This is a genomic window from Paraburkholderia phenoliruptrix (assembly GCF_047325075.1).
In the GTDB taxonomy this organism is placed as follows: Bacteria; Pseudomonadota; Gammaproteobacteria; order Burkholderiales; family Burkholderiaceae; genus Paraburkholderia; species Paraburkholderia phenoliruptrix.
The window spans coordinates 2,463,308-2,486,122 of sequence record NZ_CP168530.1; the positions used below are offsets into that span (position 1 = coordinate 2,463,308).

16 protein-coding genes are annotated in these 22,815 nt (G+C 65.9%); 14 read left to right on the forward strand and 2 right to left on the reverse strand.

Going from position 1 to position 22,815, the window contains the following annotated elements; genetic code table 11:
- Positions 1-59: 59 nt before the first annotated feature.
- On the reverse strand, positions 60-467 hold the full coding sequence (gene hpaR, locus ACEN8U_RS10945) for a homoprotocatechuate degradation operon regulator HpaR (RefSeq protein WP_310109166.1): 408 nt from the start codon (positions 465-467) through the stop codon (positions 60-62).
- Between the two features lie 192 nt (positions 468-659).
- Here hpaR and ACEN8U_RS10950 point away from each other — a divergent pair, with 192 nt between their 5' ends.
- The 7 genes from ACEN8U_RS10950 to hpaI all read left to right on the forward strand — a co-directional run bounded on the left by ACEN8U_RS10950 (position 660) and on the right by hpaI (position 6,695).
- Entirely contained in the window at positions 660-1,433 is a 774-nt protein-coding gene (locus ACEN8U_RS10950) for a fumarylacetoacetate hydrolase family protein (protein WP_310109167.1), read from the forward strand.
- Complete coding sequence (locus ACEN8U_RS10955; RefSeq protein ID WP_310109169.1) at positions 1,430-2,188, forward strand: fumarylacetoacetate hydrolase family protein; 759 nt, start codon at positions 1,430-1,432, stop codon at positions 2,186-2,188. The genes ACEN8U_RS10950 and ACEN8U_RS10955 overlap by 4 nt, the downstream gene beginning before the upstream one ends.
- A 41-nt stretch (positions 2,189-2,229) precedes the next feature.
- On the forward strand, positions 2,230-3,687 hold the full coding sequence (hpaE, locus tag ACEN8U_RS10960; protein WP_310109171.1) for a 5-carboxymethyl-2-hydroxymuconate semialdehyde dehydrogenase: 1,458 nt from the start codon (positions 2,230-2,232) through the stop codon (positions 3,685-3,687).
- A 63-nt stretch (positions 3,688-3,750) separates the two neighbouring features.
- Entirely contained in the window at positions 3,751-4,614 is an 864-nt protein-coding gene (gene hpaD / locus ACEN8U_RS10965; protein ID WP_310109173.1) for a 3,4-dihydroxyphenylacetate 2,3-dioxygenase, read from the forward strand.
- A gap of 21 nt (positions 4,615-4,635) precedes the next feature.
- On the forward strand, positions 4,636-5,037 hold the full coding sequence (locus ACEN8U_RS10970) for a 5-carboxymethyl-2-hydroxymuconate Delta-isomerase (protein WP_310109175.1): 402 nt from the start codon (positions 4,636-4,638) through the stop codon (positions 5,035-5,037).
- A gap of 42 nt (positions 5,038-5,079) precedes the next feature.
- Positions 5,080-5,883, forward strand: coding sequence for a 2-oxo-hept-4-ene-1,7-dioate hydratase (gene hpaH, locus ACEN8U_RS10975; protein ID WP_309586257.1), 804 nt, complete (start codon positions 5,080-5,082; stop codon positions 5,881-5,883).
- Positions 5,884-5,891: 8 nt separating this feature from the next.
- Complete coding sequence (gene hpaI, locus ACEN8U_RS10980) at positions 5,892-6,695, forward strand: 4-hydroxy-2-oxoheptanedioate aldolase (RefSeq protein WP_310109180.1); 804 nt, start codon at positions 5,892-5,894, stop codon at positions 6,693-6,695.
- 37 nt (positions 6,696-6,732) lie between these two features.
- Here the strand turns inward: hpaI and ACEN8U_RS10985 are convergent, their stop codons facing one another.
- The gene (locus ACEN8U_RS10985) at positions 6,733-9,066 is read right to left on the reverse strand and encodes a bifunctional diguanylate cyclase/phosphodiesterase (protein WP_310109181.1); all 2,334 of its coding nucleotides are present in this window, start codon (positions 9,064-9,066) and stop codon (positions 6,733-6,735) included.
- A 618-nt stretch (positions 9,067-9,684) separates the two neighbouring features.
- Between ACEN8U_RS10985 and bcsD the strand changes: the two genes are divergently transcribed.
- The 7 genes from bcsD to ACEN8U_RS11020 are packed head-to-tail and all read left to right on the forward strand — an operon-like array spanning position 9,685 to position 22,752.
- Positions 9,685-10,140, forward strand: a complete 456-nt coding sequence (bcsD, locus tag ACEN8U_RS10990) for a cellulose biosynthesis protein BcsD (protein WP_310109183.1) — start codon at positions 9,685-9,687, stop codon at positions 10,138-10,140.
- 29 nt (positions 10,141-10,169) lie between these two features.
- A complete protein-coding gene (gene bcsP / locus ACEN8U_RS10995; RefSeq protein WP_310109186.1) occupies positions 10,170-11,042 on the forward strand; it encodes a cellulose biosynthesis protein BcsP in 873 nt (290 codons plus the stop codon).
- On the forward strand, positions 11,039-11,827 hold the full coding sequence (bcsQ, locus tag ACEN8U_RS11000; RefSeq protein WP_014973069.1) for a cellulose biosynthesis protein BcsQ: 789 nt from the start codon (positions 11,039-11,041) through the stop codon (positions 11,825-11,827). The genes bcsP and bcsQ overlap by 4 nt, the downstream gene beginning before the upstream one ends.
- Positions 11,824-14,028, forward strand: coding sequence for a UDP-forming cellulose synthase catalytic subunit (gene bcsA / locus ACEN8U_RS11005; protein WP_310109189.1), 2,205 nt, complete (start codon positions 11,824-11,826; stop codon positions 14,026-14,028). Before bcsQ ends, bcsA begins: the two co-directional genes overlap by 4 nt.
- Before the next feature lie 3 nt (positions 14,029-14,031).
- Positions 14,032-16,680, forward strand: a complete 2,649-nt coding sequence (gene bcsB, locus ACEN8U_RS11010) for a cellulose biosynthesis cyclic di-GMP-binding regulatory protein BcsB (protein WP_310109191.1) — start codon at positions 14,032-14,034, stop codon at positions 16,678-16,680.
- A 1-nt stretch (position 16,681) separates the two neighbouring features.
- Positions 16,682-17,875: a cellulose synthase complex periplasmic endoglucanase BcsZ gene (gene bcsZ, locus ACEN8U_RS11015; RefSeq protein WP_310109193.1), complete on the forward strand. Its 1,194-nt coding sequence runs from the start codon at positions 16,682-16,684 to the stop codon at positions 17,873-17,875.
- Positions 17,866-22,752: a cellulose synthase subunit BcsC-related outer membrane protein gene (locus ACEN8U_RS11020; RefSeq protein WP_310109196.1), complete on the forward strand. Its 4,887-nt coding sequence runs from the start codon at positions 17,866-17,868 to the stop codon at positions 22,750-22,752. The genes bcsZ and ACEN8U_RS11020 overlap by 10 nt, the downstream gene beginning before the upstream one ends.
- Positions 22,753-22,815: the final 63 nt, after the last annotated feature.

Below are 22,815 nucleotides of genomic sequence, written 5' to 3' on the forward strand. Positions count from 1 at the left end.
TCTTCAATTGGTTTCGGTGGGTTTCAAACTGCTCGATGTGTGACGGATGTAAGACGCGTTCACTCGTCCTCTTCCGCGAGACCGGCGAGCAGATCGTCGACGGCGCGATAAACGCGCTCGACGATCTCCGGGCCGACCTTGCGCTCCAGTTCGCGGTACTGCGCTTCCAGATCCTTCGAGATCACACGCACGAGGTCCACGCTCGCATCGGTGAGCGAAACCAGCACGCGGCGCTGATCTTCCGCAAAGCGCTCCTTCGTGATCAGCTCCATGCTCTCCATGCGCGCGAGCACGCCCGCCATGCTCGGGCTCGAAATCGTGCAGATGTCCGAGATGTGGCGCGGCTCCATCGGCCCGTGCTCATTGAGCGCGCGAATCACGCGCCATTGCTGCTCGGTCAAGCCGTGCGCGGTAATCAAAGGACGAAAGCGCTCCATCATCTTTTCTCTGGCGCGCAGCAGCAGCATCGGCAGGTTGCGGTGCAAAACTCGTGTGGAAGCGGACGAAGACATAGTGGACGATGATTGAAAGCAGCCGTCGAAGCTTAAGGGAAAACCCGCGATCAGCCGACTGGCTATTGACCCTGGATCATATCAAGCGCAATACTACTAACATGTTAGTATTCGTGTCGAGCCCTTCTCCCGAGGCATAGCCACTTCATGTTTGCACTTGCCGATCATCTGCTGCACCCGGAAGGCGACGCGTTGCCGCGCGACGTGGATGCACACGCCGCGGCCGTGCTGCTCGCACGCGGCGTGGCGTGCCGGCCGCCCGTCAGCGGCGCGGTCTACGGGACCTTGCTGAACGACCGTGCCGCGGTGGACGCGCTGGGTGATGCCGTGCACGCCGCGCCTTACAAGGCGCCGCCGAAAGCGCCGGTCCTTTATCTGAAGCCGCGCAATACGCTCACGGGGCATCGCGCGAAAGTCCTCGTGCCCGACAACGAACTGGGCGTGGAGGTGGGCGCGTCGCTCGGCATCGTAATCGGCCGCACGGCGACGCGCGTGAGTATCGAGCGGGCATTCCATTACATCGCGGGCTACACCCTCGTGGCCGATCTCAGCGTGCCGCATGCGAGCGTGTACCGGCCCTCGGTACGATTCCGGGCGCGCGACGGGTTTTGCGTGATCGGCCCGGCAGTGGTCGCCGCCCGCCATGTCGCGAATCCGGACGCCCTCGCCATCGCGGTTTCGCTGAACGGTGCGCCTGCATTCACGGCGAACACGGGGTCGTCGGTACGCAATGTCGCCCGGTTGCTTGCGGACGTCACGGACTTCATGACGCTCGCGCCCGGCGACGTCATCACACTTGGTGTGCCGCACGGCTCGCCGGTCGCGCATATCGGCGACGAGGCCGTCCTGTCGATTGGACAACTGCCGCCGCTTGGCGTGTCGTTCGTCGGCGCAACGCAACCCGACGGAGAACAGCCATGATGCGCGGCCGTGTAGCGTATGCAGGCGCGATCCACGAAGCCTATCCGCACGCAGAAGGCGTGCAACTCGCAGACGGACGCGTGCGCCGCGAAGAAGAGCTTGTCTGGCTCGCGCCTGTCGAAGTGGGCACCCTCTTCGCCCTTGGCCTGAATTACGCCGAGCATGCGAAGGAATTGCAGTTCAACAAGCAGGAAGAGCCGCTCGTATTTCTCAAGGGACCGGGCACCGTGATAGGTCATCGCGGCTCGACTCGCCGCCCCGCCGACGTCGCTTTCATGCACTACGAGTGCGAGCTCGCCGTCGTGATCGGCCAGACTGCGCGCAATGTCGAGCGCGAAAACGCCATGCAGCACGTAGCCGGCTACATGATTGCGAACGACTACGCGATTCGCGACTACCTGGAAAACTATTACCGCCCCAACCTGCGTGTGAAAAATCGCGACGGCGCCACGGTACTCGGCCCCTGGTTCGTCGATGCAGCCGATGTTGAAGACGTGACGCAACTGGAGCTACGCACGTTCGTCAACGGCACGCTGCAACAGCGCGGCAATACGCGCGACCTCGTGACCGATATTCCCGCGCTGATCGAATACCTGAGCGGCTTCATGACGCTCGCACCCGGCGACGTGATTTTGACCGGCACGCCCGAAGGCATCGTCAACGTGAACGTGGGCGACGAAGTGGTGTGCGAGATCGACGGCCTCGGGCGCCTCGTCAACACGATTGCCTCCGACGCGGATTTCGGCCGCGGCTGAGCGCCGCAGGAACAAGCGCGAAAACAGTAAAGGACAACGCAATGCGAATCGAACATCTGATCGACGGCAAGACGGTCGGTGCAAAAAACTACTTTGAAACCGTGAATCCGGCGACGCAGGAAGTGCTGGCCGAAGTCGCGCGCGGCGGCGAACAGGAAGTCCATGCCGCGGTGCGCGCCGCAAAAGAAGCGTTTCCCGCATGGGCGGCCAAACCTGCGGCCGAACGCGCGAAACTGATCCGCAAGCTCGGCGAGTTGATCGCAAAAAACGTACCTGATATTTCGGAAACCGAAACAAAAGACACGGGCCAGACGATCTCCCAGACGCGCAAGCAACTCGTGCCACGCGCCGCCGACAACTTCGGCTACTTTGCCGAGATGTGCACGCGGGTGGACGGCCACACCTATCCGACGGACACGCACCTCAACTACACGCTGTTTCATCCGGTCGGCGTGTGCGCGCTGATCTCGCCGTGGAATGTGCCGTTCATGACGGCGACGTGGAAAGTCGCGCCCTGCCTCGCGTTCGGCAATACGGCTGTGTTGAAGATGAGCGAACTGTCGCCGCTCACCGCCTCGACGCTCGGCAACCTCGCGCTGGAAGCCGGCATTCCCGCCGGCGTGCTGAACGTGGTGCACGGCTTCGGCAAGGAAACCGGCGAGCCGCTCGTCGCGCATCCGGATGTGCACGCGGTTTCGTTCACCGGCTCCACCGCGACCGGCAACCGCATTGTGCAAACCGCCGGCCTCAAGAAGTTTTCGATGGAACTGGGCGGCAAGTCGCCGTTCGTGATTTTCGACGACGCCGATTTCGAACGGGCGCTCGACGCCGCCGTCTTCATGATCTTCTCGAACAACGGCGAGCGCTGTACCGCCGGCTCGCGGATTCTCGTGCAGAAATCCATCTATGCAAAGTTTGCCGAACGCTTCGTTGAACGGGCGAAGCGTCTCGCGGTCGGCGACCCGCTTGCCGACAGCACCATCATTGGGCCGATGATCAGCCAGGGACATCTGGCCAAGGTCCGCAGCTATATCGAACTGGGGCCGAAAGAAGGCGCCACGCTTGCGTGCGGCGGTCTCGACACGCCGGCTTTGCCCGACGCCATGCGCAAAGGCAACTTTGTGATGCCCACGGTTTTCGTGGACGTCGACAACCGCATGCGCATCGCGCAGGAAGAGATCTTCGGCCCCGTCGCGTGCCTGATTCCCTTCGACGACGAAGCCGACGCAATCCGCCTCGCCAACGACATCTCATACGGTTTGTCGAGCTACATCTGGACGGAAAACACCGGCCGCGCGCATCGCGTCGCGGCCGCCGTGGAAGCCGGCATGTGCTTCGTCAACAGCCAGAACGTACGCGACCTGCGGCAGCCGTTCGGCGGCACGAAAGCATCGGGCGTGGGGCGCGAAGGCGGCACGTGGAGCTACGAAGTGTTCCTCGAACCGAAGAACGTGTGCGTCTCGCTCGGTTCGCATCACATTCCGCGCTGGGGCGTCTGACGCGCTGCACCTATTCCACGCGGGACGCAGCGCGTCTCGCGGCACAGACCGAAGGAGACCGCGATGGGCAAGCTCGCGCTGGCAGCAAAAGTGACACACGTGCCGTCGTTATATCTGTCGGAGCTCGACGGGCCGCATCAGGGTTGCCGTCAGCCCGCGATCGACGGCCATCATGAAATCGGCCGGCGCTGCCGCGAACTGGACGTGGATACGATCGTCGTGTTCGACGTGCATTGGCTCGTCAACAGCGAGTACCACATCAATTGCGCGCCGAAGTTCGAGGGTGTCTACACGAGCAACGAATTGCCGCACTTCATCAGGAACATGCCGTACGCGTACCCCGGCAATGTGGGACTCGGCAATCTGATTGCGGAGGTCGCCAACGAAATGGGCGTAAAAAGCCGCGCACATAGCGAGACCACGCTCGAACTCGAATACGGCACGCTCGTGCCCATGCGCTATATGAATAGCGATCAGCATTTTAAAGCGGTTTCGGTGGCCGGCTGGTGCATGTGGCATCAACTGGAAACCAGTGCGCGATTTGGCCTCGCGGTGCGCAAGGCGATCGAGGAGCGCTATGACGGCACCGTTGCCATTCTTGCGAGCGGATCGCTGAGTCACCATTTCGCCGACAACGGTACGGCCGAGCAGTTCATGCACAAGGTCTGGAATCCCTTTCTCGAACAAATGGACCGCCAGGTGGTCGAGCTATGGCAAGCCGGCGACTGGAAGACCTTCTGCGAAATGCTGCCGCTTTACAACGAGAAATGCTGGGGCGAAGGCGGCATGCACGACACGGCCATGCTGCTCGGCGCGCTGGGTTGGGACCGCTATGAAGGCAAGGTGGAAGTCATCACGCCGTATTTCGGCAGCTCGGGAACCGGCCAGATCAATGCGATTTTTCCGGTCACACCGCTGCCCGCGTGAATCAACTCTGAGGAGGTTATCGTGCCGCATCTGACACTCGAGTACAGCGCGAATCTCGCCGACAGCGAGCTTATCGGCCGCCTGTGCCATACGCTCGCTCAATGCCTCGCCGAACAGCGCGAGCAGGAACGGCCTGTCTATCCGCTCGGCGGCATTCGCGTGCGCGCGTTGCGTTGCGAACACTATTGCATTGCCGATGGACGCGCCGACGCAGCGTTTCTGCACGCCAACCTGAAGATCGCCGCGGGCCGCTCGGACGCCACTAAAAAGGCCACCGGCGAGGCGCTCTTCGCGCGCATCAAGGAGCACTTCGCCGATGAGTTCGAACGCAGCGGTCTCGCGTTGTCGCTGGAAATCAACGAATTCAGCGAAGCCGGCACGTGGAAACACAACAACCTCCACGCGCGGCTCAAAGCACAGTAGCCAGCCCGGGCATGCTCATGGCAGCTCCATAGAGAACTCATTATGTTAGATCAGCAAACTATTCGCGCGCTTGCGGCGCAGCTCGATGAGGCCGAGAAGACGCGCACGCAGTTGCGCCACTTTTCGGCTGCGTATCCGCACATGACCGTCGAGGACGGCTACGCCATCCAGCGCGAGTGGGTCAAACTCAAGCTCGCAGAAGGACACGTGATCAAGGGCCGCAAAATCGGCCTCACGTCGCGCGCGATGCAGCGTTCGTCGCAGATCGACGAGCCGGACTACGCGCCGCTCCTCGACAGCATGTTTATCGAAAACGGCCAGGACATTCGCGCGGATCGCTTCATTGCGCCGCGTGTGGAGGTGGAGCTGGCGTTCGTGTTGAACAAGCCGCTCAAAGGCCCGGGCGTCACGCTGTTCGATGTGCTCGACGCCACGGCTTACGTCACGCCCGCGGTGGAAATCATCGACGCGCGCATCGAGCAGTTCGACCGCGAGACGCGCGCGCCCCGCAAGGTCTACGACACGATCTCCGACTTTGCGGCCAATGCGGGCATCGTGCTCGGCGGCCGGCCCGTGCGTCCGCTCGATGTCGACCTGCGCTGGGTCGGCGCGCTGCTTTACAGGAACGGCGCAGTCGAGGAAAGCGGACTCGCCGCGGCCGTGCTCAATCATCCCGCCACGGGCGTTGCGTGGCTCGCCAACAAGATCGCCCCGTACGACGAAATGCTCAACGCGAACGACGTGATCCTGAGCGGCTCGTTTACGAGTCCCATTGCCGCGAAGGCCGGCGACACATTCCATGTCGACTACGGCCCGCTCGGCGGCATCGCTTTGAATTTCATTTGAGTGTGCTCATGTCTTTGCCGCCCAACCCCTTCAAACGCGCGCTGCGCGAAGGCACCCCGCGGTTCGGCCTGTGGGCCGCGCTTGCCGACGCCTATGTCACCGAGCTGCTCGCCACGGCCGGCTTCGACTGGCTGCTGATCGACAACGAGCACGCGCCGAACGACGTGCGCAGCACGCTTGCGCAATTGCAGGCGGTCGCCGCCTACGCATCGCATCCTGTCGTGCGTCCGGTGCGAAGCGACAGCGCCGTGATCAAACAGCTGCTCGACATCGGCGCACAGACCTTGCTGTTGCCGATGATCGACACCGCCGAACAGGCCGCCGATGCCGTCGCCGCTACGCGCTACCCGCCGCATGGCATTCGCGGCGTCGGCAGCGCATTGGCGCGCGCGTCCCGCTGGAACCGCGTGCCGGACTATCTCGCTCGGGCCGCCGACGAACTGTGCGTGCTCGTGCAAGTGGAAACCGTACAAGGCATGGACAATCTGCCTGCCATTGCCGCGGTGGACGGCGTCGACGGCGTGTTCTTCGGCCCTTCGGACCTGAGCGCGTCGATGGGGCTGCTCGGCAAGCCGGGCGATGCCAGCGTGCGCGAGGCGATTCGCGGCGGCATAGCGAGCGTGCGGCGCACGGGCAAGGCCGCGGGCGTGCTCGCGCCGGATCGCGCGATTGCAGAGGAATATCTCGCGGCAGGCGCGAGTTTTGTGGCGGTCGGAACCGATACCGGTTTGCTGAGTCGCGCGGCGGCGGATCTCGCCGCGTCATATAAGGACGATGTCGAGGCTCATGTTGTCGTGAAGGGCAGCTATTGAAAGCGCACCCATGCACGGACCATCGCCACGCGGCCCGTCATTCCCCCGCCGGCCACGGCAAGCCTTGCGCCGACCAGTCGAGCTCCACGCCGATCACAGAGCGCTCTTTCTCGAACTGCACGGCGAGCGTGACGGCAATGCACGGCCTGCCGCTCGCGAGCGAAAGATAAGGATTACTGGCTATTGCCACACCCGGCAGCAGCACGGCATTGCGATAGTACGGCCGATGGTCCCAGCGCGCATCGCGTGGATTGGCCACCGGATGCAGCGACGCGCTTTCCTTGCTCCACGCCGGCCCCGGCACTTCGGCGCCAACCTGCCGCCCCGCGTCGTCGAGAATGAAGCAGCTCACGCAATGCTCGAACGTCGCGAGCGACGCGAAGGCGCACTTCATCTCCGCGCCCGCGCGCAATGCGTCCGCAGCCTCGAGCAGCGCAACGCGGTACGGCTCCACGACAGATTCGAACAACGCATACTGATGCGCACGGCCTTGCGCGATCACGTCGAAAGCGTCGTCGATACGCAGATGCACCGAACTCGGCGGCGCGATCTCCGCTGCAGGACGTCCCAGCAGATAGCCTTGCGCGAAGTCCACATTCGATTCCACCGCGAGAATCAGTTCCTCGGTCGTCTCGACTCCCTCCACCACCACGAGCATGCCGGCCTGATGCAGCAGCGACACGAGTTTCGGCAGAATCGGCTGCCCGGTGCCGTGCCCCGTTGCGCGGATCAGTTCGCCGTCGAGCTTGACGATGTCCGGACGGATGCGCAGCAGCCGGTCCAGATTCGACTGGCCCGCGCCGAAATCGTCCACGGCGATGAGGAACCCGTGCTCGCGGTACAGGGCCGCCGCGCGCGACATTTCGTCGACGCTGCCGCCGTGCGATTCCAGGATCTCGAGAATGACCTGCCCCGGCGCGAGCCCCACCCTTCGCACGATGCCGGCAAGCTCGTCGGCATAACCCTCGGCGACGAAGGTGGCCGGGAGGATGTTCAGAAAGAGCCAGCCGTCCGCGGGCAGCGAGGCGCGCGCGTTGGCCAGATGCACGGCGTGACTCGCGCGGTCGAGCACGCCTTCGTCGCTGGAGGCCTTGGGCGCGAACAGCACAGCCGGCGGCAGCAGCGTGCCGTCGTCGAGTTCGCCGCGCAGCAGCGCCTCGAAGCCGACCTGTTTCTGATGCGACAAGCTGAAGAGCGGCTGAAAGTGCGAGGTCAGGTAATAGTCTTCCCATCGATGCCGCGAGCCCGCCGCGCCCGCTGCGCCGCAGGCGTCCTCGATCAGCAGTTGCAGCGGCGCGTCGGGCAGCGGGCGCTCCGCGCACACGCGGTTGCGACCGGAGTGCTTGGCGCGCAGCAACGCCTCGTCGGCGCGATCCAGCAGCACCATGATGTTTTCGCCGCCACGGTGCTCCGCCACGCCGAAGCTGGCCGTCAGATTGCCGTCCGGGCGTTCGAGCGCGGCGATCGCGCCGCGCAACCGCTCGGCAAGGCGCAGCGCCCCCGCGAGGTCCTCGCCCGACAGCACCGCGAATTCCTCGCCGCCGATCCGGCTCACGCTGTCGCCGTGCGTGGTCCCGTCGAGCAGAACCTGCGCGACCTGCCGCAACGCGAGGTCGCCCACCGCATGACCGAACCGGTCGTTCAGTGACTTGAAATTGTCGATGTCGACAAAAATAGCGCTGACCTGGCCGCCGCGCGCGACGTCGGCAAGGCGCCGCTCGGCCTGGGCGACGAAGGCGCGGCGGTTTTGCAGGCCGGTCAGAGGATCGGTTGCGGCGAGTTGCGCCAGTTGATCCTCGAGCAGGAAGTGATTGCGCCGGAATGCGTAGAAGCCGAAATGAAAGACCACGGCGGTGGGCATGCCGATCGCCGCAACCCACATCCACACGACAATATCCACGTCCGCGGTGCGTGGCGCGCCGAGCAGCAAGCCGATCGCCGTCGCATAGAACAGCGCGCTGCCGACGAAGAAATGCGTCGGCGTCAGCCACAAGGGCGCAGCGCAAACCGGGATCACGACCATCGCCGGCAAAATCCACAAGAGCGGCTGTTGCGCGCCTGCGACATTCAGCGCAAGACCGACCACCAGCGTGATCGAGAAAGCCACGCCGATCGCGCCGAATGTCCACGTCGATTTCGTGCGCGGAATGGCCACCACGAGCAGCGCCAGCACGAGGGCGCAGCCGAGCCGGTAGACGAGCGGCGCGGCCGCACCGCCCGCGAGGCCGCGTGCCGCCACGAGACACAGGAAAGCGACGACCGTGAACGCCATCGTGACCGTCGAGAGCGGACGCTGATGTTCAAGCGAGCGCCGGTGAAAGCGCTCGCGCAGGCCGGCATCGGCTAAGTGCTGCGGCGAGGTGAGGAGCATAGGGATGGCTAGCGGGCGGGTCCGGTCACTCTATCCATGTATATCGGCAAACATCTGACAAATATTTAGCCTGCTCGACAATTATTCGGCAATTAATACCCGTCCTCTATTTGGCGTGCGAATGGGCAGGGTTGTGTCACGAATCCGACACGCGTTTTCCCGAAGGCGGCCGGATTGTTAAAGATCATAGAGGACGGGTTCGGCAATAAATTCCGGCTGTATTATTGCGCCCTGATTGTCGGCGGGACGCAGTTGAGGCCGGGGCCGAAAGGAATCGAAAGGCTAAAAACACCGCCCCGCGTGCCGTTAATACGGCCAGCGCTCTCCGGTTTGCTTGGGCAGTCAAATCGAAGTCGCCGCACGGCCGCAGCGGCTTCTTTCGTCGGACAAAGCGTTCGCGCGTATCGGACAGGTGACGGAAAGTGGCTAAAAGTTAATGTCTTCAGTAGACTGCACCGGCATGTGCGGAAGCGTCTGGTTAATGCGGGAAAACTAACCTGCACTGACCTACGCCCCTGCGCCGCGTGCAATGCGCGATTTACAACGAACACCTTCCCTGCACCCGGCTGTCTTTGGCCGCTTTGAGCGGTTGCGTACGACGGCCATTTCCCAGACAACATGGCTGCAATCCTGGATTACCTGCTGGACCGTCAACTGTCGCCGCAATGGCGAGGCATGCTGTCCGCTCTCGCCTCGGAGTTCGAGGGGCAGATTGGCCACGACGAACTGCGTCAGCTTATGCACCGTGTCGGCAGCCGCTTTGCGGCCGCGCACCCGCTGCCTGCCTGCGACTCGACCGCGGATCTCGCGCGGACCTTGAACGCGCGCTGGCAGGAAATCGATTGGGGCTATGTGGAACTGGCCGACGAGCGCGAGTCGCTGCGCATTGTCCATTACTGCGCGCCGCTGCCGGCATTCGGCGCGAGCGCGCTCGCCTGGACGCCGGCGTTTCTCGAGGGCGCGTACCAGACATGGCTGAGCGCGCTGGGCGCGCAGGGGTTGTCGGTCGTGCAGACGGGCCAGTATGAAGCCGACACGGCGCTCGAGTTCCGCCTCGGCCGTCACGCGCTGTAACACAACAACGATAGAGGCTGGCCGCGCGCATGACCGGTGCGCGCGAGCGAGTCAGTGGGGAATGGGGTCTTCGGCGGCGGCTGTGCATAAGGACGGACAACCCGGGACCGGGTCAGGCAGGTCATGACAAGAATGGCGGCATCATGAGTTCATCGAGCGACATCGAAAAATTATTCGATCATTTCGGCGGCGACGCCAACGCGTACCAGGAAATCGGCCGCGAGAACGAGGCCCACACGGCGCGTACGCGCTGGCCGCTGCTCGTGACGCTGGATCTGCGACAGCCGTCGATTCCGGCTATCGGACCGCATGGGCAGCAGCCGGCGACAGCGCACGCGGCCGGGCACGAGCCCGCCGCTGCTTCGTCCGCAGCCGAACGCGACGAGGCCGCGCCGAAAGACGTCGCCTCGGTCCTGCGCGCGAAAGCGCCGCTTTTCACGCGATCCCCTCGGCGCGACATTCCGCCGGTTGTCGTCCCGGCGCCGCCGCCTGTTGTGCCGCGTGGCGCTGGGCGCTTCGGCGTGGCTGAGACCGCCGGCAAGATCGCGACCACGTCCGCTGCCGCGTTGGAGAAGGCTGTGCCGCCGGTGGTGGGTGCGGCTGCAGTGGCTGCCGTGCCGCCTGTCTCACCGGCCGCCGCGCCCATCCACAAGCCGATGTTCGCAGCTGCACCTGCACCTGCAGCCGTACCTGCACCCGCGCCCCAATCCGGCTCGATCCTCGGCAAGCTCTTCAACCGCCAGCCCGAAGCCGAGCAACCCCGCGCCAGCGCGTCGGGCGCGGCGGCCGCCGAACCCGTCGCGCTGCAGTCGCTGTTCGACCGCTTGCGCGGCACGCCGCGCGGCGCCGCCGGCCAGGCCGCGCCGAACTCGTGGCTCGTCAATGGGCCGCGTCGCTCATGAAAGTCATTGCAGTAGTGTCCGCCAAGGGCGGCGTCGGCAAAACGACCCTCGCCGCCAATCTCGCTTCCGTGCTGGCCGCCGGCGGCCGCCGCGTGATCGCGCTCGACCTCGATCCGCAGAACGCGCTGCGCCTGCATTTCGGCGTGCCGCTCGACAGCATTGACGGCCTCTCGCGCGCCACGCTGACCGGCGACCCGTGGCAGTCGGTCATGTTCGACGGCGTGGACGGCGTGACCGTGCTGCCCTACGGCGCCGTGCTCGAGGAAGACCGCCGCCGCTTCGAGGCGCACGTCGACCAGGACCCGCTGTGGCTTGCGCACGCGCTGCGGACCTTGCGGCTCGATGCGTCCGACGTCGTGATCGTCGACACGCCGCCCGGTTCGTCCGCCTATGCGCGCGCCGCGTTGTGCGCGGCCACCTTCGCGCTGAACGTGGTGCTCGCCGACGCCGCCTCGTACGCGGCGATTCCGCAGATGGAGCGGCTGATCGACACCTACGCCGCGCCGCGCGCCGAGTTCGGCGGCGTCGGCTACGTGGTGAACCAGATCGACCAGTCGCGCCAGTTGACCAAAGACGTTCTCAAGGTTCTGCGCCAGATGCTCGGCGAGAAGCTGTTCCCGGGCGTGATCCATCTCGACGAAGGCGTAAGCGAGGCGCTCGCCTGCGACACCACGCTCATCCACTACGACCCGCTGAGCCAGGCCGCCGCCGACTTCCGCGCGTGCGGCACCTGGCTCATGGCGGCAGTCGACGCGATCGCCGTCACGCCGAGGAACGTCGTATGAGCACGCCGCAATCGGAGCCGATTGAAGCGATCGAACCGTCGCGCCTGGAACGTCTCGTCGACGCGCCGTTCTGGAATAGCCGCATCGTCACTGGTCTCGTCACGCTGTTCGCGCTGGTGACGCTGTATTTCGTGTTCACCGTGCCGCTCGCTTTTTACGAGCAACTGACGTTTGCCACCTGCTGCTTCCTCACCGCGCTGCTGTTTCGCCGCCTGCAAGGCCGTTACGCGACGATGGTGATGATCATGCTCTCGGTGGTCACGTCGGGCCGCTATATGTACTGGCGGCTTACCGCAACCACGTACTGGGAGCATCCGCTCGACGCCGCGTGGGGCCTGCTGCTCGTGTCCGCCGAAGTCTATTCGACGCTCGTGCTGATGCTCGGCTACTTCCAGACCGCGTGGCCGCTCAAGCGCAAGCCCATGCCGCTGCCCGCCTCGCGCGACGCGTGGCCGACCGTCGACGTCTTCATTCCGACCTACAACGAGCCGCTCTCGGTGGTGAAGCCGACCATCTACGCGGCGCTCGCGCTCGACTATCCGGCTGAGAAGCTCTCCATTCACGTGCTCGACGACGGCCGCCGTCCCGAGTTCAAGGCGTTCTGCGAAGAAGTCGGCGTCAACTGGACGATCCGCACGCATAACCGCCACGCGAAGGCCGGCAACATCAACGAGGCGCTCAAGATCACCAACGGCGAATACCTCGCCATTTTCGACTGCGATCACATTCCGACCCGCTCGTTCCTGCAAATCGGCCTCGGCTGGTTCCTGCGCGACAAGCTGCTGTCGATGCTGCAAACCCCGCACCACTTCTTTTCCGCCGACCCGTTCGAGCGCAATCTCGGCACGTTCCGCAAAGTGCCGAACGAAGGCGAGCTGTTCTATGGGCTCGTGCAGGACGGCAACGACCTGTGGAACGCGACCTTCTTCTGCGGTTCGTGTGCGCTCCTGCGTCGCTCGATGGTGGAGGAGATCGGCGGCATTGCGGTCGAAACCGTCACCGAAGACGCGCACACCGCGCTCAAGCTGCACCGGCTCGGCTACACCACCGCGTACCTCGCGATTCCGCAGGCCGCGGGGCTCGCCACCGAAAGCCTGTCGGGCCACATCGGCCAGCGCATCCGCTGGGCGCGCGGCATGACGCAGATTTTCCGCATCGACAATCCGCTCACCGGCAAAGGCCTGAAGTTCGGCCAGCGGCTGTGCTACCTCAACGCGATGATGCACTTCTTCTACGGCATCCCGCGTCTCGTGTTTCTGACGGCGCCGCTGTCGTATCTCTTCTTCGGCGCGCACGTGATCGAGGCCGCCGCGAGCACCATCGCGATCTATGCGTTGCCGCACATGATGCATGCCAGCATCACCAATTCGCGCATGCAGCGCTCGTTCCGTCATTCGTTCTGGGCCGAGGTGTACGAGTCGGTGCTGGCGTCGTACATCACCGCGCCCACGCTGCTCGCGCTGATCAACCCGAAGCTCGGCAAGTTCAACGTCACGGCCAAGGGCGGGCAGATCGAGAAGAACTACTTCGACTGGGCGATCTCGCGGCCGTACCTGTTCCTGCTGCTGCTGAACCTGATCGGCTTTTGCGTCGGCATCGTGCATATCTATCTGAACTGGCACACGCGCAGCATCGTGCAGACCACGCTCCTGAACCTCGGCTGGACGGTCTACAACATGCTGATTCTCGGCGCGAGCGTGGCCGCCGCGAGAGAGCGCCGGCAGATTCGCGCGGTGCACCGCGTGGCGATGGAAATGCCGGTCATGCTGAAGTTCTCGACGGGCCGCACGCTCGCCTGCAAGACCATCGACTACTCGGAAGGCGGCGTGGGCGTCGCGCTGCCGGCCGCGATTCAGGTGCCGATGCACGAGCGCGTCACCGTGTCGCTCTTTCGCGGCGACGAGGAATACGCGTTCCCCGCCACCGTCGGCTTCACGGCGCCGGGCCGCGTGGGCCTGCGCTTCTCCGCGATGACACGCGAGCAGGAATACGAGTTCGTGAAGACCACCTTTGCACGCGCCGACGCCTGGACCGGCTGGGCCGAAGGACGCCAGCAGGACACGCCGCTGCGCGGCCTTTCGCATGTGCTGTCGGTCGGCGCGCGCGGCATCCTCGGGCTCTTCGAGCATCTTTACAACGACCTGCGAACTTCGCTGAAAAGCCGTCCGGTGGACGTCGAAAAGCTAAAAACCAAAGACTGATCTATGCGCAACAGGATGGCGAAGGGAAGCACCGAACGCTCGAAGCACGAGCCCAGCGACGTACGCAGTGACACACGCAGCGACATTCGCATTGGCACAGACTTGCAACCGTGGGGTGCATTGAGGCCGCGCGCTTCGCGACTCGCGCGCGGCACAGCCTGCTGGCTCGCGTTGCAGACGGCCCTCGCGGCGCCGCTCGCGTCGGTGGCTGAAGCAGCGGCGACCAACGTCGGCAGCAACACGGGAAATACTCTAGCGAGAGGGGTGGTCAACCCGGCAGCCAATAGCGCGGCCAACCCGGCGGCCAACAGCGCCGCGAAAGGCGGAGCCAACCTCGCGGCCACCGGCACCGGCAACGTCCCGCCCCCGAGCCCGGCCGCCCCCTACGACGCCGCCATGATCGCTCAGGCGCCGCTCGCCACGCCGACTCCGGCGCTCGGCCCGTCTGCGGTCAAAGCGCTGGGCGTCAAGGCGCCGACTACCGCGGAGCCGGGCACCCTCGTGCCGGGCGGCCGCCGCCAGACGCTGACCTTCGCCGACCTGGGCGCGCTCGACCCGCTGCAACTGCGCGGCACCGACGGCCAGAACGGCGTGGCGTTCTCCGTGCGCGGCGACGAAGTGGTGACGGGCGCGATCCTGCATCTCGTCTACAGCTACTCGCCCGCGCTGCTGCCGAATCTTTCGCAACTGAAGGTGCTGGTGAACGGCGAGGTCGCCGCCACGCTGCCCGTGCCGCGCGAGCAGGCCGGCATGCTGGTCGCACGCGACGTGTCGATCGATCCGCGCTTCGTCACCGAATTCAATCACCTGAACGTCCAGCTGATCGGCCATTACACGACGAACTGCGAAGACCCGGCGAACTCGTCGCTGTGGGCGACCGTGAGCAATGCGAGTTCGCTCGATCTGACCTATGCGTCGCTTGCCAGCAAGCCCGATCTCGCGGCGCTGCCGCAGCCGTTTTTCGACCGCCGCGACGTGCGCCGCCTCGAATTGCCGTTCGTGTTTCCGCACAAGCCGAGCGCCGGCACGCTCGAAGCCGGCGGCATCGTGGCCTCGTGGTTCGGCGCGCTCGCCGGCTATCGCGGCGCGATTTTCCCGGCGCAGCAGGACAATGTGCCGCTGTCGGGCAACGCGGTGGTGTTTGCGAGCGGCGACCAGCGCCCCGCCGGCGTGCAAACGCCGGCAATCTCCGGGCCGACGGTGGCCGTGGTCGACCGCGACGCGCCGGCGCGCGGCAAGCTGCTGCTCGTCATGGGACGCAACGACGCCGAACTGAAGATCGCCGCGCGCGCGCTCGGCATCGGCCGGAACATGCTCGCAGGACAGAGCGCGACCATCACGGGCCTGACCGAACTTGCGAAGCGCACGCCCTACGACGCGCCGAACTGGCTGCCGACCAACCGCCCGGTGCGCTTCGGCGAACTCGCCGACGCGAGCGACCTGACCGTCAGCGGCTACGACGCCGACGCGGTCCACGTGAACCTGCGCGTGCCGCCCGATCTCTTCATGTGGCACACCAAGGGCGCGCCGATCGACCTGCGCTACCGCTACACGGTGCGGCCGCAGCGCGACCGCTCGTCGTTGAACATAAGCGTGAACAAGGGCTTCGTGCAGTCGCTGCCGATTCCCGTCGAGTCCGACTCGGTGTTCGAGCTGAGCCGCTACTTCGCGCGCGTGTTGCCGGACAAGACCGCCGAGGCGCGCCACACCGTGCACATTCCGCCGCTGCTGCTGACGCCGCGCGCGCAACTGCGTCTGCACTTCTACTATGACATTCCGAATACCGGCGAATGCCACGGCCGCCTGCTCGAAAACGTGATCGGCGCGGTCGACCCGAACTCGACGATCGACCTGTCGTCGTTCCCACACTACATGGCGCTGCCCGACCTCGCGGCGTTCGCCAACAGCGGTTTTCCGTTCACGCGCATGGCGGACCTGTCGGAGACCGCGGCGATCCTGCCGAACGACGCGGATTCGAGCGACTACAGCCTGTATCTGCTGACCATGGGCCGCATGGGCGCGTCGACCGGCTACCCGGTGGCGGGCGTGACGGTGGGCACTCCCGACGACGTCGACCAATACGCCGACAAGGACCTGCTCATTTTCGGCGCGCCGGGCAAGCAGCCGCTGCTGCAACGCTGGGCCAAGTCGATGCCCTTCTCCAGCAACGGCGACTCGCGCACCTTCCAGATCTCCGACATCGTCTTCAAGCTCGAGGACTGGTGGCACGGCGAGCGCGGGGTCGAGCGCCTGCCCGCGCGGGCCGACCTGACGCTTGTGAGTTCGAACGGCGATGCGCTTCTCACCGGCTTCGAGTCGCCGCTCAGGAAGGGCCGCAGCGCCGTCGCGCTGATCAGCGCGGCGGGCCAGTCGGACGCCGATCTGTCCTCGGCGCTGCTCGACGCCGACATGCTGCCGGAAATTCAAGGCGCGATGGCCGTGATTCACGGCCGCACAGTGACCATCGCCTCGAACGGAGACGCGTACTATGTCGGCCATTTGTCGCCGCAGGAATATCTGCGCTGGGCGCTGTCGTCGCATCCGCTACTGCTGATGCTGGGCGGCGTGCTCGCGGCATTGATCATCGCCGGGCTGTTCTACCGGATGCTGCGCTCCATCGCGGCGCGCCGTTTGAAGGACTCACAGGACTGATATGCGGTTTGGAATCAACAGAAAACAGGGCCTCGCGGTGGCGCTCGGCCTGACGCTCGGACTCGCGGCATCGGCGGGATCGGCCCGGCTCGCGAAGGCCGCCCAGCCGGCCGCCGCGCCCGGCGCATGCGGCGACTGGAGCGCCTATCGCACGTTCGTCGAACGCTTCGTGCAGGCCGATGGCCGCGTGATCGACTACTCGACGCCGACTCAGCAGACCACGTCGGAAGGCCAGTCGTACGGCCTCTTCTTTGCGCTCGTCGCGAACGACCGCGCGACCTTCGACCGCCTGCTGAACTGGACGCGCGCCAATCTCGCGGCCAATCAGTTCGATCCGCAGAACCTGCGCCTGCCGGCGTGGCTATGGGGCAGAAAGGCGGACGGCTCGTATGGCGTGCTCGATCCCAATTCGGCATCCGACTCCGACCTGTGGATCGCCTACGACCTGCTGCAAGCCGGACGCCTGTGGCACGAACCCGCCTATACGCAGCTCGGCCAGGCGCTCGCGGCGCGCATTGTCCGCGACGAGACGACGAGCCTGCCGGGCGTCGGTCCGATGCTGCTGCCGGGGCCGCAAGGTTTCAGGGACGGCGGCGTCACGCGTCTGAATCCGAGCTATCTGCCGCTGCCCGTGCTGCGCGCGCTCGCCCACGAACTGCCGGGCGGCCCGTGGGCCAAGCTCGCGGAAAGCGCCTACAAGCTCGTCAAAACGACCTCGCCGCAAGGCTTCGCGGCGGACTGGGCCGCGTGGCAGAACGGCCAGTTCGTGGTCGATCCGAAGAACGGCGACATCGGCAGCTACGACGCGATCCGCGTCTACCTGTGGGCCGGTCTCGCCTCGCCCGCCGATCCGCTCGCGAAGCCGTGGCTCGCCGCGCTGGGCGGCATGCGCGCGAAAGTCGAGCAAAACGGCTATCCGCCGGAAAAGGTGTCGTCGACCAACGGCACGGCAAGCGGCGAAGGCCCGCTCAGCTACTGGGGCGCGCTCGCGCCGTACTTCAAGGCGCTCGGCGACGCGCACGGCCTCGGCCTCGCGCGCACACATCTGGCCGCGCTCGACGCCGGCGTGCCGGGCCGCGAACCGGTGTACTACGACAGGGTGCTGGGCTTGTTCGGCACGGGTTTCGTCGACGGACGCTATCGCTTTGACGAAAGCGGCCGTCTCGTGCCGGGCTGGAGAAACGCATGCGATTGAGCGCCCTTACCTTGTCGCTACGCGTCGCGCTAAGCATGCCGCTCGCCTGTTGCATGGCGGCCGCCGCGCCCGACGCGCTGGCGCAGGCATCCAAAGATCCGATGAGCGTGCTGATCGACCAGGGCAAGTACTGGCAGTCGCATCAGCGCGGCGACCTCGCCGAGCAGGCCTGGCAGAAAGTGCTGCGCATCGACCCCAAGCAGCCCGATGCGCTCTTCGGCATGGGCATGGTGCTCGCCGACCGCAAGGACGGCGCGGGCGCGCAGCAGTATCTGTCACGCCTGAAGGCAGTGGCGCCCAACTATCCGCGCCTCGACGACCTCGGCCGGCGGCTCGGCGAATCGAGCCTGCGCGATCAGACGGTGAACGACGCGCGGCGGCTCGCGCAAAGCGGCCAGAGCGCGAGCGCCGTGCAGGAATATCAGCGGGCCTTGAGCGGCAAGCCGGCCACACCCGAGTTGCAGCTCGAGTATTACCAGGCGCTCTCGGCCACGCCGCAAGGCTGGGACGAGGCGCGCCGCGGGCTCGAACAGCTCGCGCGCGACAATCCCGACGATCCGCGTTATGCGCTCGCCTACGCGCAGCATCTGACCTATCGCGACGTCACGCGCCGCGACGGCATTGCGCGGCTGCAGAAGCTCGCGGGCGACAGCACGGTGGGCGCGTCGGCGAAAAAGAGCTGGCGCCAGGCGCTGCTCTGGCTCGACGCGCGCCCCTCGGACTCGGCGCTGTATCAGGCGTATCTGCAAAGCGCGGGCGACGACGCCGCGGTCAAGGCGCGTTTCGATTCGATGGTGCAGCAGGACCGCTCGACGCGCGAGCGCGCGCAGGAAAACGCCGCCGTCGATGCGCGCGGCCGCCTGATCGCCGACGGTTTCGCCGCGCTCGACCGCAACGACCCCGCCGCCGCGCGCGCGAAGTTTTCGTCGGTACTAGCGAGTAGTCCGAACGATACCGACGCGCTCGGCGGCATGGGCATCGCCGCGCTGAAGCAGGAGCATTTCGCGGAAGCGCGCAACTATCTCGAGCGGGCGTCGCGCAACGGCAATCCGGCGCGCTGGAAGACCGCGCTCGACAGCGCCACCTACTGGACCTACACGAGCGACGCGATCGGCGCGCGCAGCAACGGCGAGCTCGCGAAGGCGAAGTCGCTGTTCGAACGCGCCATTGCAATGAATCCGTCCGACGTCACGGCGCAGGTGCTGCTCGGCGAAATGCTGCTCGCGAACCACGACGCGGCCGGCGCCGAACAGGCGTACCGGATGGCGCTGCGCCGCCAGGCCGACAACCCGGACGCGATTCGCGGGCTCGTCGGCGCGCTCGCCGCTCAGGGCCGCGGCGACGAAGCGCTGCAATTCGCCAACCAGTTGAACGCGGAGCAGCAGTCGAAGGCGGGCGGCATCAACCGTCTGCGAGGCGAAGCGCAGGCGGCGCAGGCGCGCGCCGCCGAAGCGCGCGGCGACCTGGGCAGCGCGCGCAGTCTCTTTGAAGACGCGCTTCTCAACACGCCCGACGACCCGTGGTTGCGCCTCGACCTTGCGCGCATCTACGTGCGCCAGGGTGCCGTCGCCAACGCGCGCAGCATGATGGACGGGCTGCTCGCCGCGCATCCCGACATGACGGATGCACTCTACGCGAGCGCCCTGCTCTCGGCGGAAACCCAGGACTGGTCGACTGGCCTTGCGCAACTGGAACGCATTCCGGCCGCGCAGCGCACCGACGCGATGGCGTCGTTGCAGCATCGGCTCTGGGTGCATCAGCAGGCGGAACTGGCGGCGCGCATGGCGAAAAGCGGCCAGATGCAGCAGGCGCTCGCGACGCTGCGGGCTGCCGAGCCGGTCGCGGGCAACAGCCCCGAACTGGTCGGCGTGATCGCAGGCGCTTACCAGCAGGCCGGCGACCCGAACCGTGCGCTGTCCCTCGTGCGCGGTGCGATGAGCGCGGCGCCCGGCAACACCGACCTCCTGCTGCAATACGCGGGCATTCTCGCCGCGACCCGGCAGGAGTCCGAACTGGGCATGGTGATGCGGCGGCTCGCGTCGATGCAGTTGACGCCGCAGCAGCGCGCGGACTTCGGCAACCTGAATCTCGGCATCGTCATCAAGCAATGCGATCTCGTGCGTCAGCGCGGCGATCTCGCGAGCGCCTACGACGTGATCGCGCCGTGGCTCGCCGCGATGCCGGACAATCCCGACCTGCAAGCGGCACTCGGCCGCCTGTATGCGACGGCCGGCGACGACCGCAATGCGCTCGAAAGCTATCGCGTCGCCTTGCGGCGCAAACCGGACGATCTCAACCTGCTGCAGGCCGCCATTTCCGCGGCGTCCGGTGCGAAGCAGTTCAGCTACGCGGAATCGCTCGCGAAAGAGGCGTTGAATGCGGCACCCAACGACCCCGGCGTGCTCGCGACCGTCGGCCGTATGTACCGCGCGCAAGGCAAACTGTCGCTCGCGTCGACGTATCTGCAGCGCTCGCTCGTCGCCGCCAATACGCCGCTCATGGCGAATGCGCCGCGCAACGGCGCCGCGAGCAACGTGCCGCGCGGCTGGGAGATCGCGATGCGCCGGATCGGTGCGACGCCGCTGCCCGGCACCAATCCCTTCGAAGGGAAAACCGCGACGGTCGCGCCGACCGAAGCCGATAACGCCGCGCTCGGCTTCAGTGCTCTGCCGAATGCCGCGCGCGCCTCCGTTCCGTACTCGCAGTCTTCATTGCCGACACAGACCGTGCCGAACTATCCGCCGCCCCCGCAGCCCGCGCCGTATGTTGCTCCGTACGTTCAGCCGAATACGGCGCCCGGAGTGCAGTCGTATCCGCAGTCGTATCAACCGTCGTATCCGCAGCGAGGTGCGCAGCCCTACACGCAACCTTATGCGCAACCGCAGGCGCAACCGCAGGCGCCGAACAGCGCGCCGGCCGCGCTGCCGTACAACACGCCTCGCCAAAGCGCCGACGCCGGCGGTTACGGTCAGGAGAGCTACGGTTCGAGCCAGTCCGGCGCGCCGTTGCAGCCATATCCCGGACAGGGTGGTCAAGGCGGCCAGGCCGGCTTGCCGCAGATGCCGGCGTCCGCCCCGATGCAGCCGATGCAGCCGATGCAGCCGATGCAACCGATGCAACCGATGCAACAGCCGTATGACCCGGCCTATGCGCAGCAGGGTCAGCCGGCGCCGTATCCGCCGCAACAGTACGGCACGCCGGACAGCTACGCGCCGACCCCGTGGCCGATGTCGCCCGCCGCGCGCGAGGCGCAGGCCAACGCCGGCGCGATGCAGCCTTACGGCTCGGCGACGGGAGCCGCCGCCAACGGCAAGCGCAGCGCGAGCAAAAAGCAGAGCGCGTCGAGAACCACCCGCAATTGGGCAGGTTACGCGCAGCAGCAGCCGTATTACGGACCGCAGGGTTATGGGCAGCAGCCTTATCAGCCGTATTCGCAGCAACAACCGTATGGCCAGCAGCCCTACGCTCAGCAGCCTTATCCACCCTATCCGCAGCAGCAGCCAAACTACGGCAATCAGGGCTATTACGCGCAGCAGCAACCGTATATCCCGCAGCCGCCCACCGGCTATGCACAAGCGTATTACCCGCAGCAACCGGGCATGAGCGGCAATGGCGCGAACTACGCGCAAGGCAATGTCGCCAACGCGCAAACGCTCGGCGTGGCCGACGAACTGGCGCAAGTCAATCGCGAGCAGGCGAGCACGATCTCGGCCGGCATCGTGTTTCGCAATCGCAGCGGCGAGGACGGCCTGTCCACGCTGACCGACATCGAGGCGCCGATCCAGGGCCGCATCAAGGCGGGCAACGGTCATGTCGTCGTGACGGCGACGCCCGTCACGCTCGATGCGGGCACGGCGAGCGGCAACGTCTCGACGCTCGCGCGCTTTGGCGCGGGGCTCTCGAACAGCTCGTCGGCGACGGCGGCGGTCGCGGGCACCAACAACTACGGCAGCCAGACGGCGAGCGGCGTGGGCCTCTCGGTCGGCTACGAGGGCCGCTCGCTTTCCGGCGATATCGGCGTGACGCCGATCGGCTTTCGCGAAACAAACATTGTCGGCGGCGGACAGTACAACGGCGGCATCACCGACAAGGTATCGTATTCGCTGGCCGTCGCGCGGCGCGCGGTGACGGACAGCCTGCTCTCCTACGCGGGCACGCGCGACGCCGCGTCGGGTCTCGAATGGGGCGGCGTGACGTCGACGGGCGGGCTCGCCAGCCTCGCCTGGGACGACGGCACCAACGGGCTCTACGTGAACGCCGCGTATCAGTACTACCAGGGCCATCACGTCGCGAGCAATAACGCGGTGAAGGGCGGCGGCGGCGTCTATACGCGTCTCTTCAAGGACGCGGACCAGACGTTCACCATCGGCGTGAATACGACGCTCATGCGCTACAACAAGAACCTGTCGTACTTCACGTATGGCCAAGGCGGTTACTTCAGCCCGCAACAGTATGTGATCCTGAATTTGCCGATCGAATGGACCGGCCGCAACGGCGCCTTCACGTACGACGTGAAGGGCTCAATCGGCGTGCAGCATTACCGGCAGGACGCGTCGAACTACTTCCCGCTCGGCGACTCGGGCGGGATGCAGGCGGCGGCCGCGGCGAACGCCGCGCTGATCGGCACGAGCGTGGACAGCAACGCCCAGTACCCCGGCCAAAGCAAGACCGGCGTCTCGTATTCGCTTAGCGCCGTCGGCGAATATCAGCTCGCGCCGCAACTGGCGTTCGGGGCAACGGCGTCGCTCGGCAATGCTTATCAATATCGAGAGTGGCTTGCCGCTGTCTACATGCGCTACAGCTTCACGAAACAGACCGGCCTGCAGCCCTTCCCGCCGACGCCGCTCAGCTCGCCGTATCTGTCGCTGTCGAACTAGCGTAACGGCGTCTGCATTTGCCTTCTCCGGCCGGGTCGCGCATGGCGCCCCGGCCGCATGCAG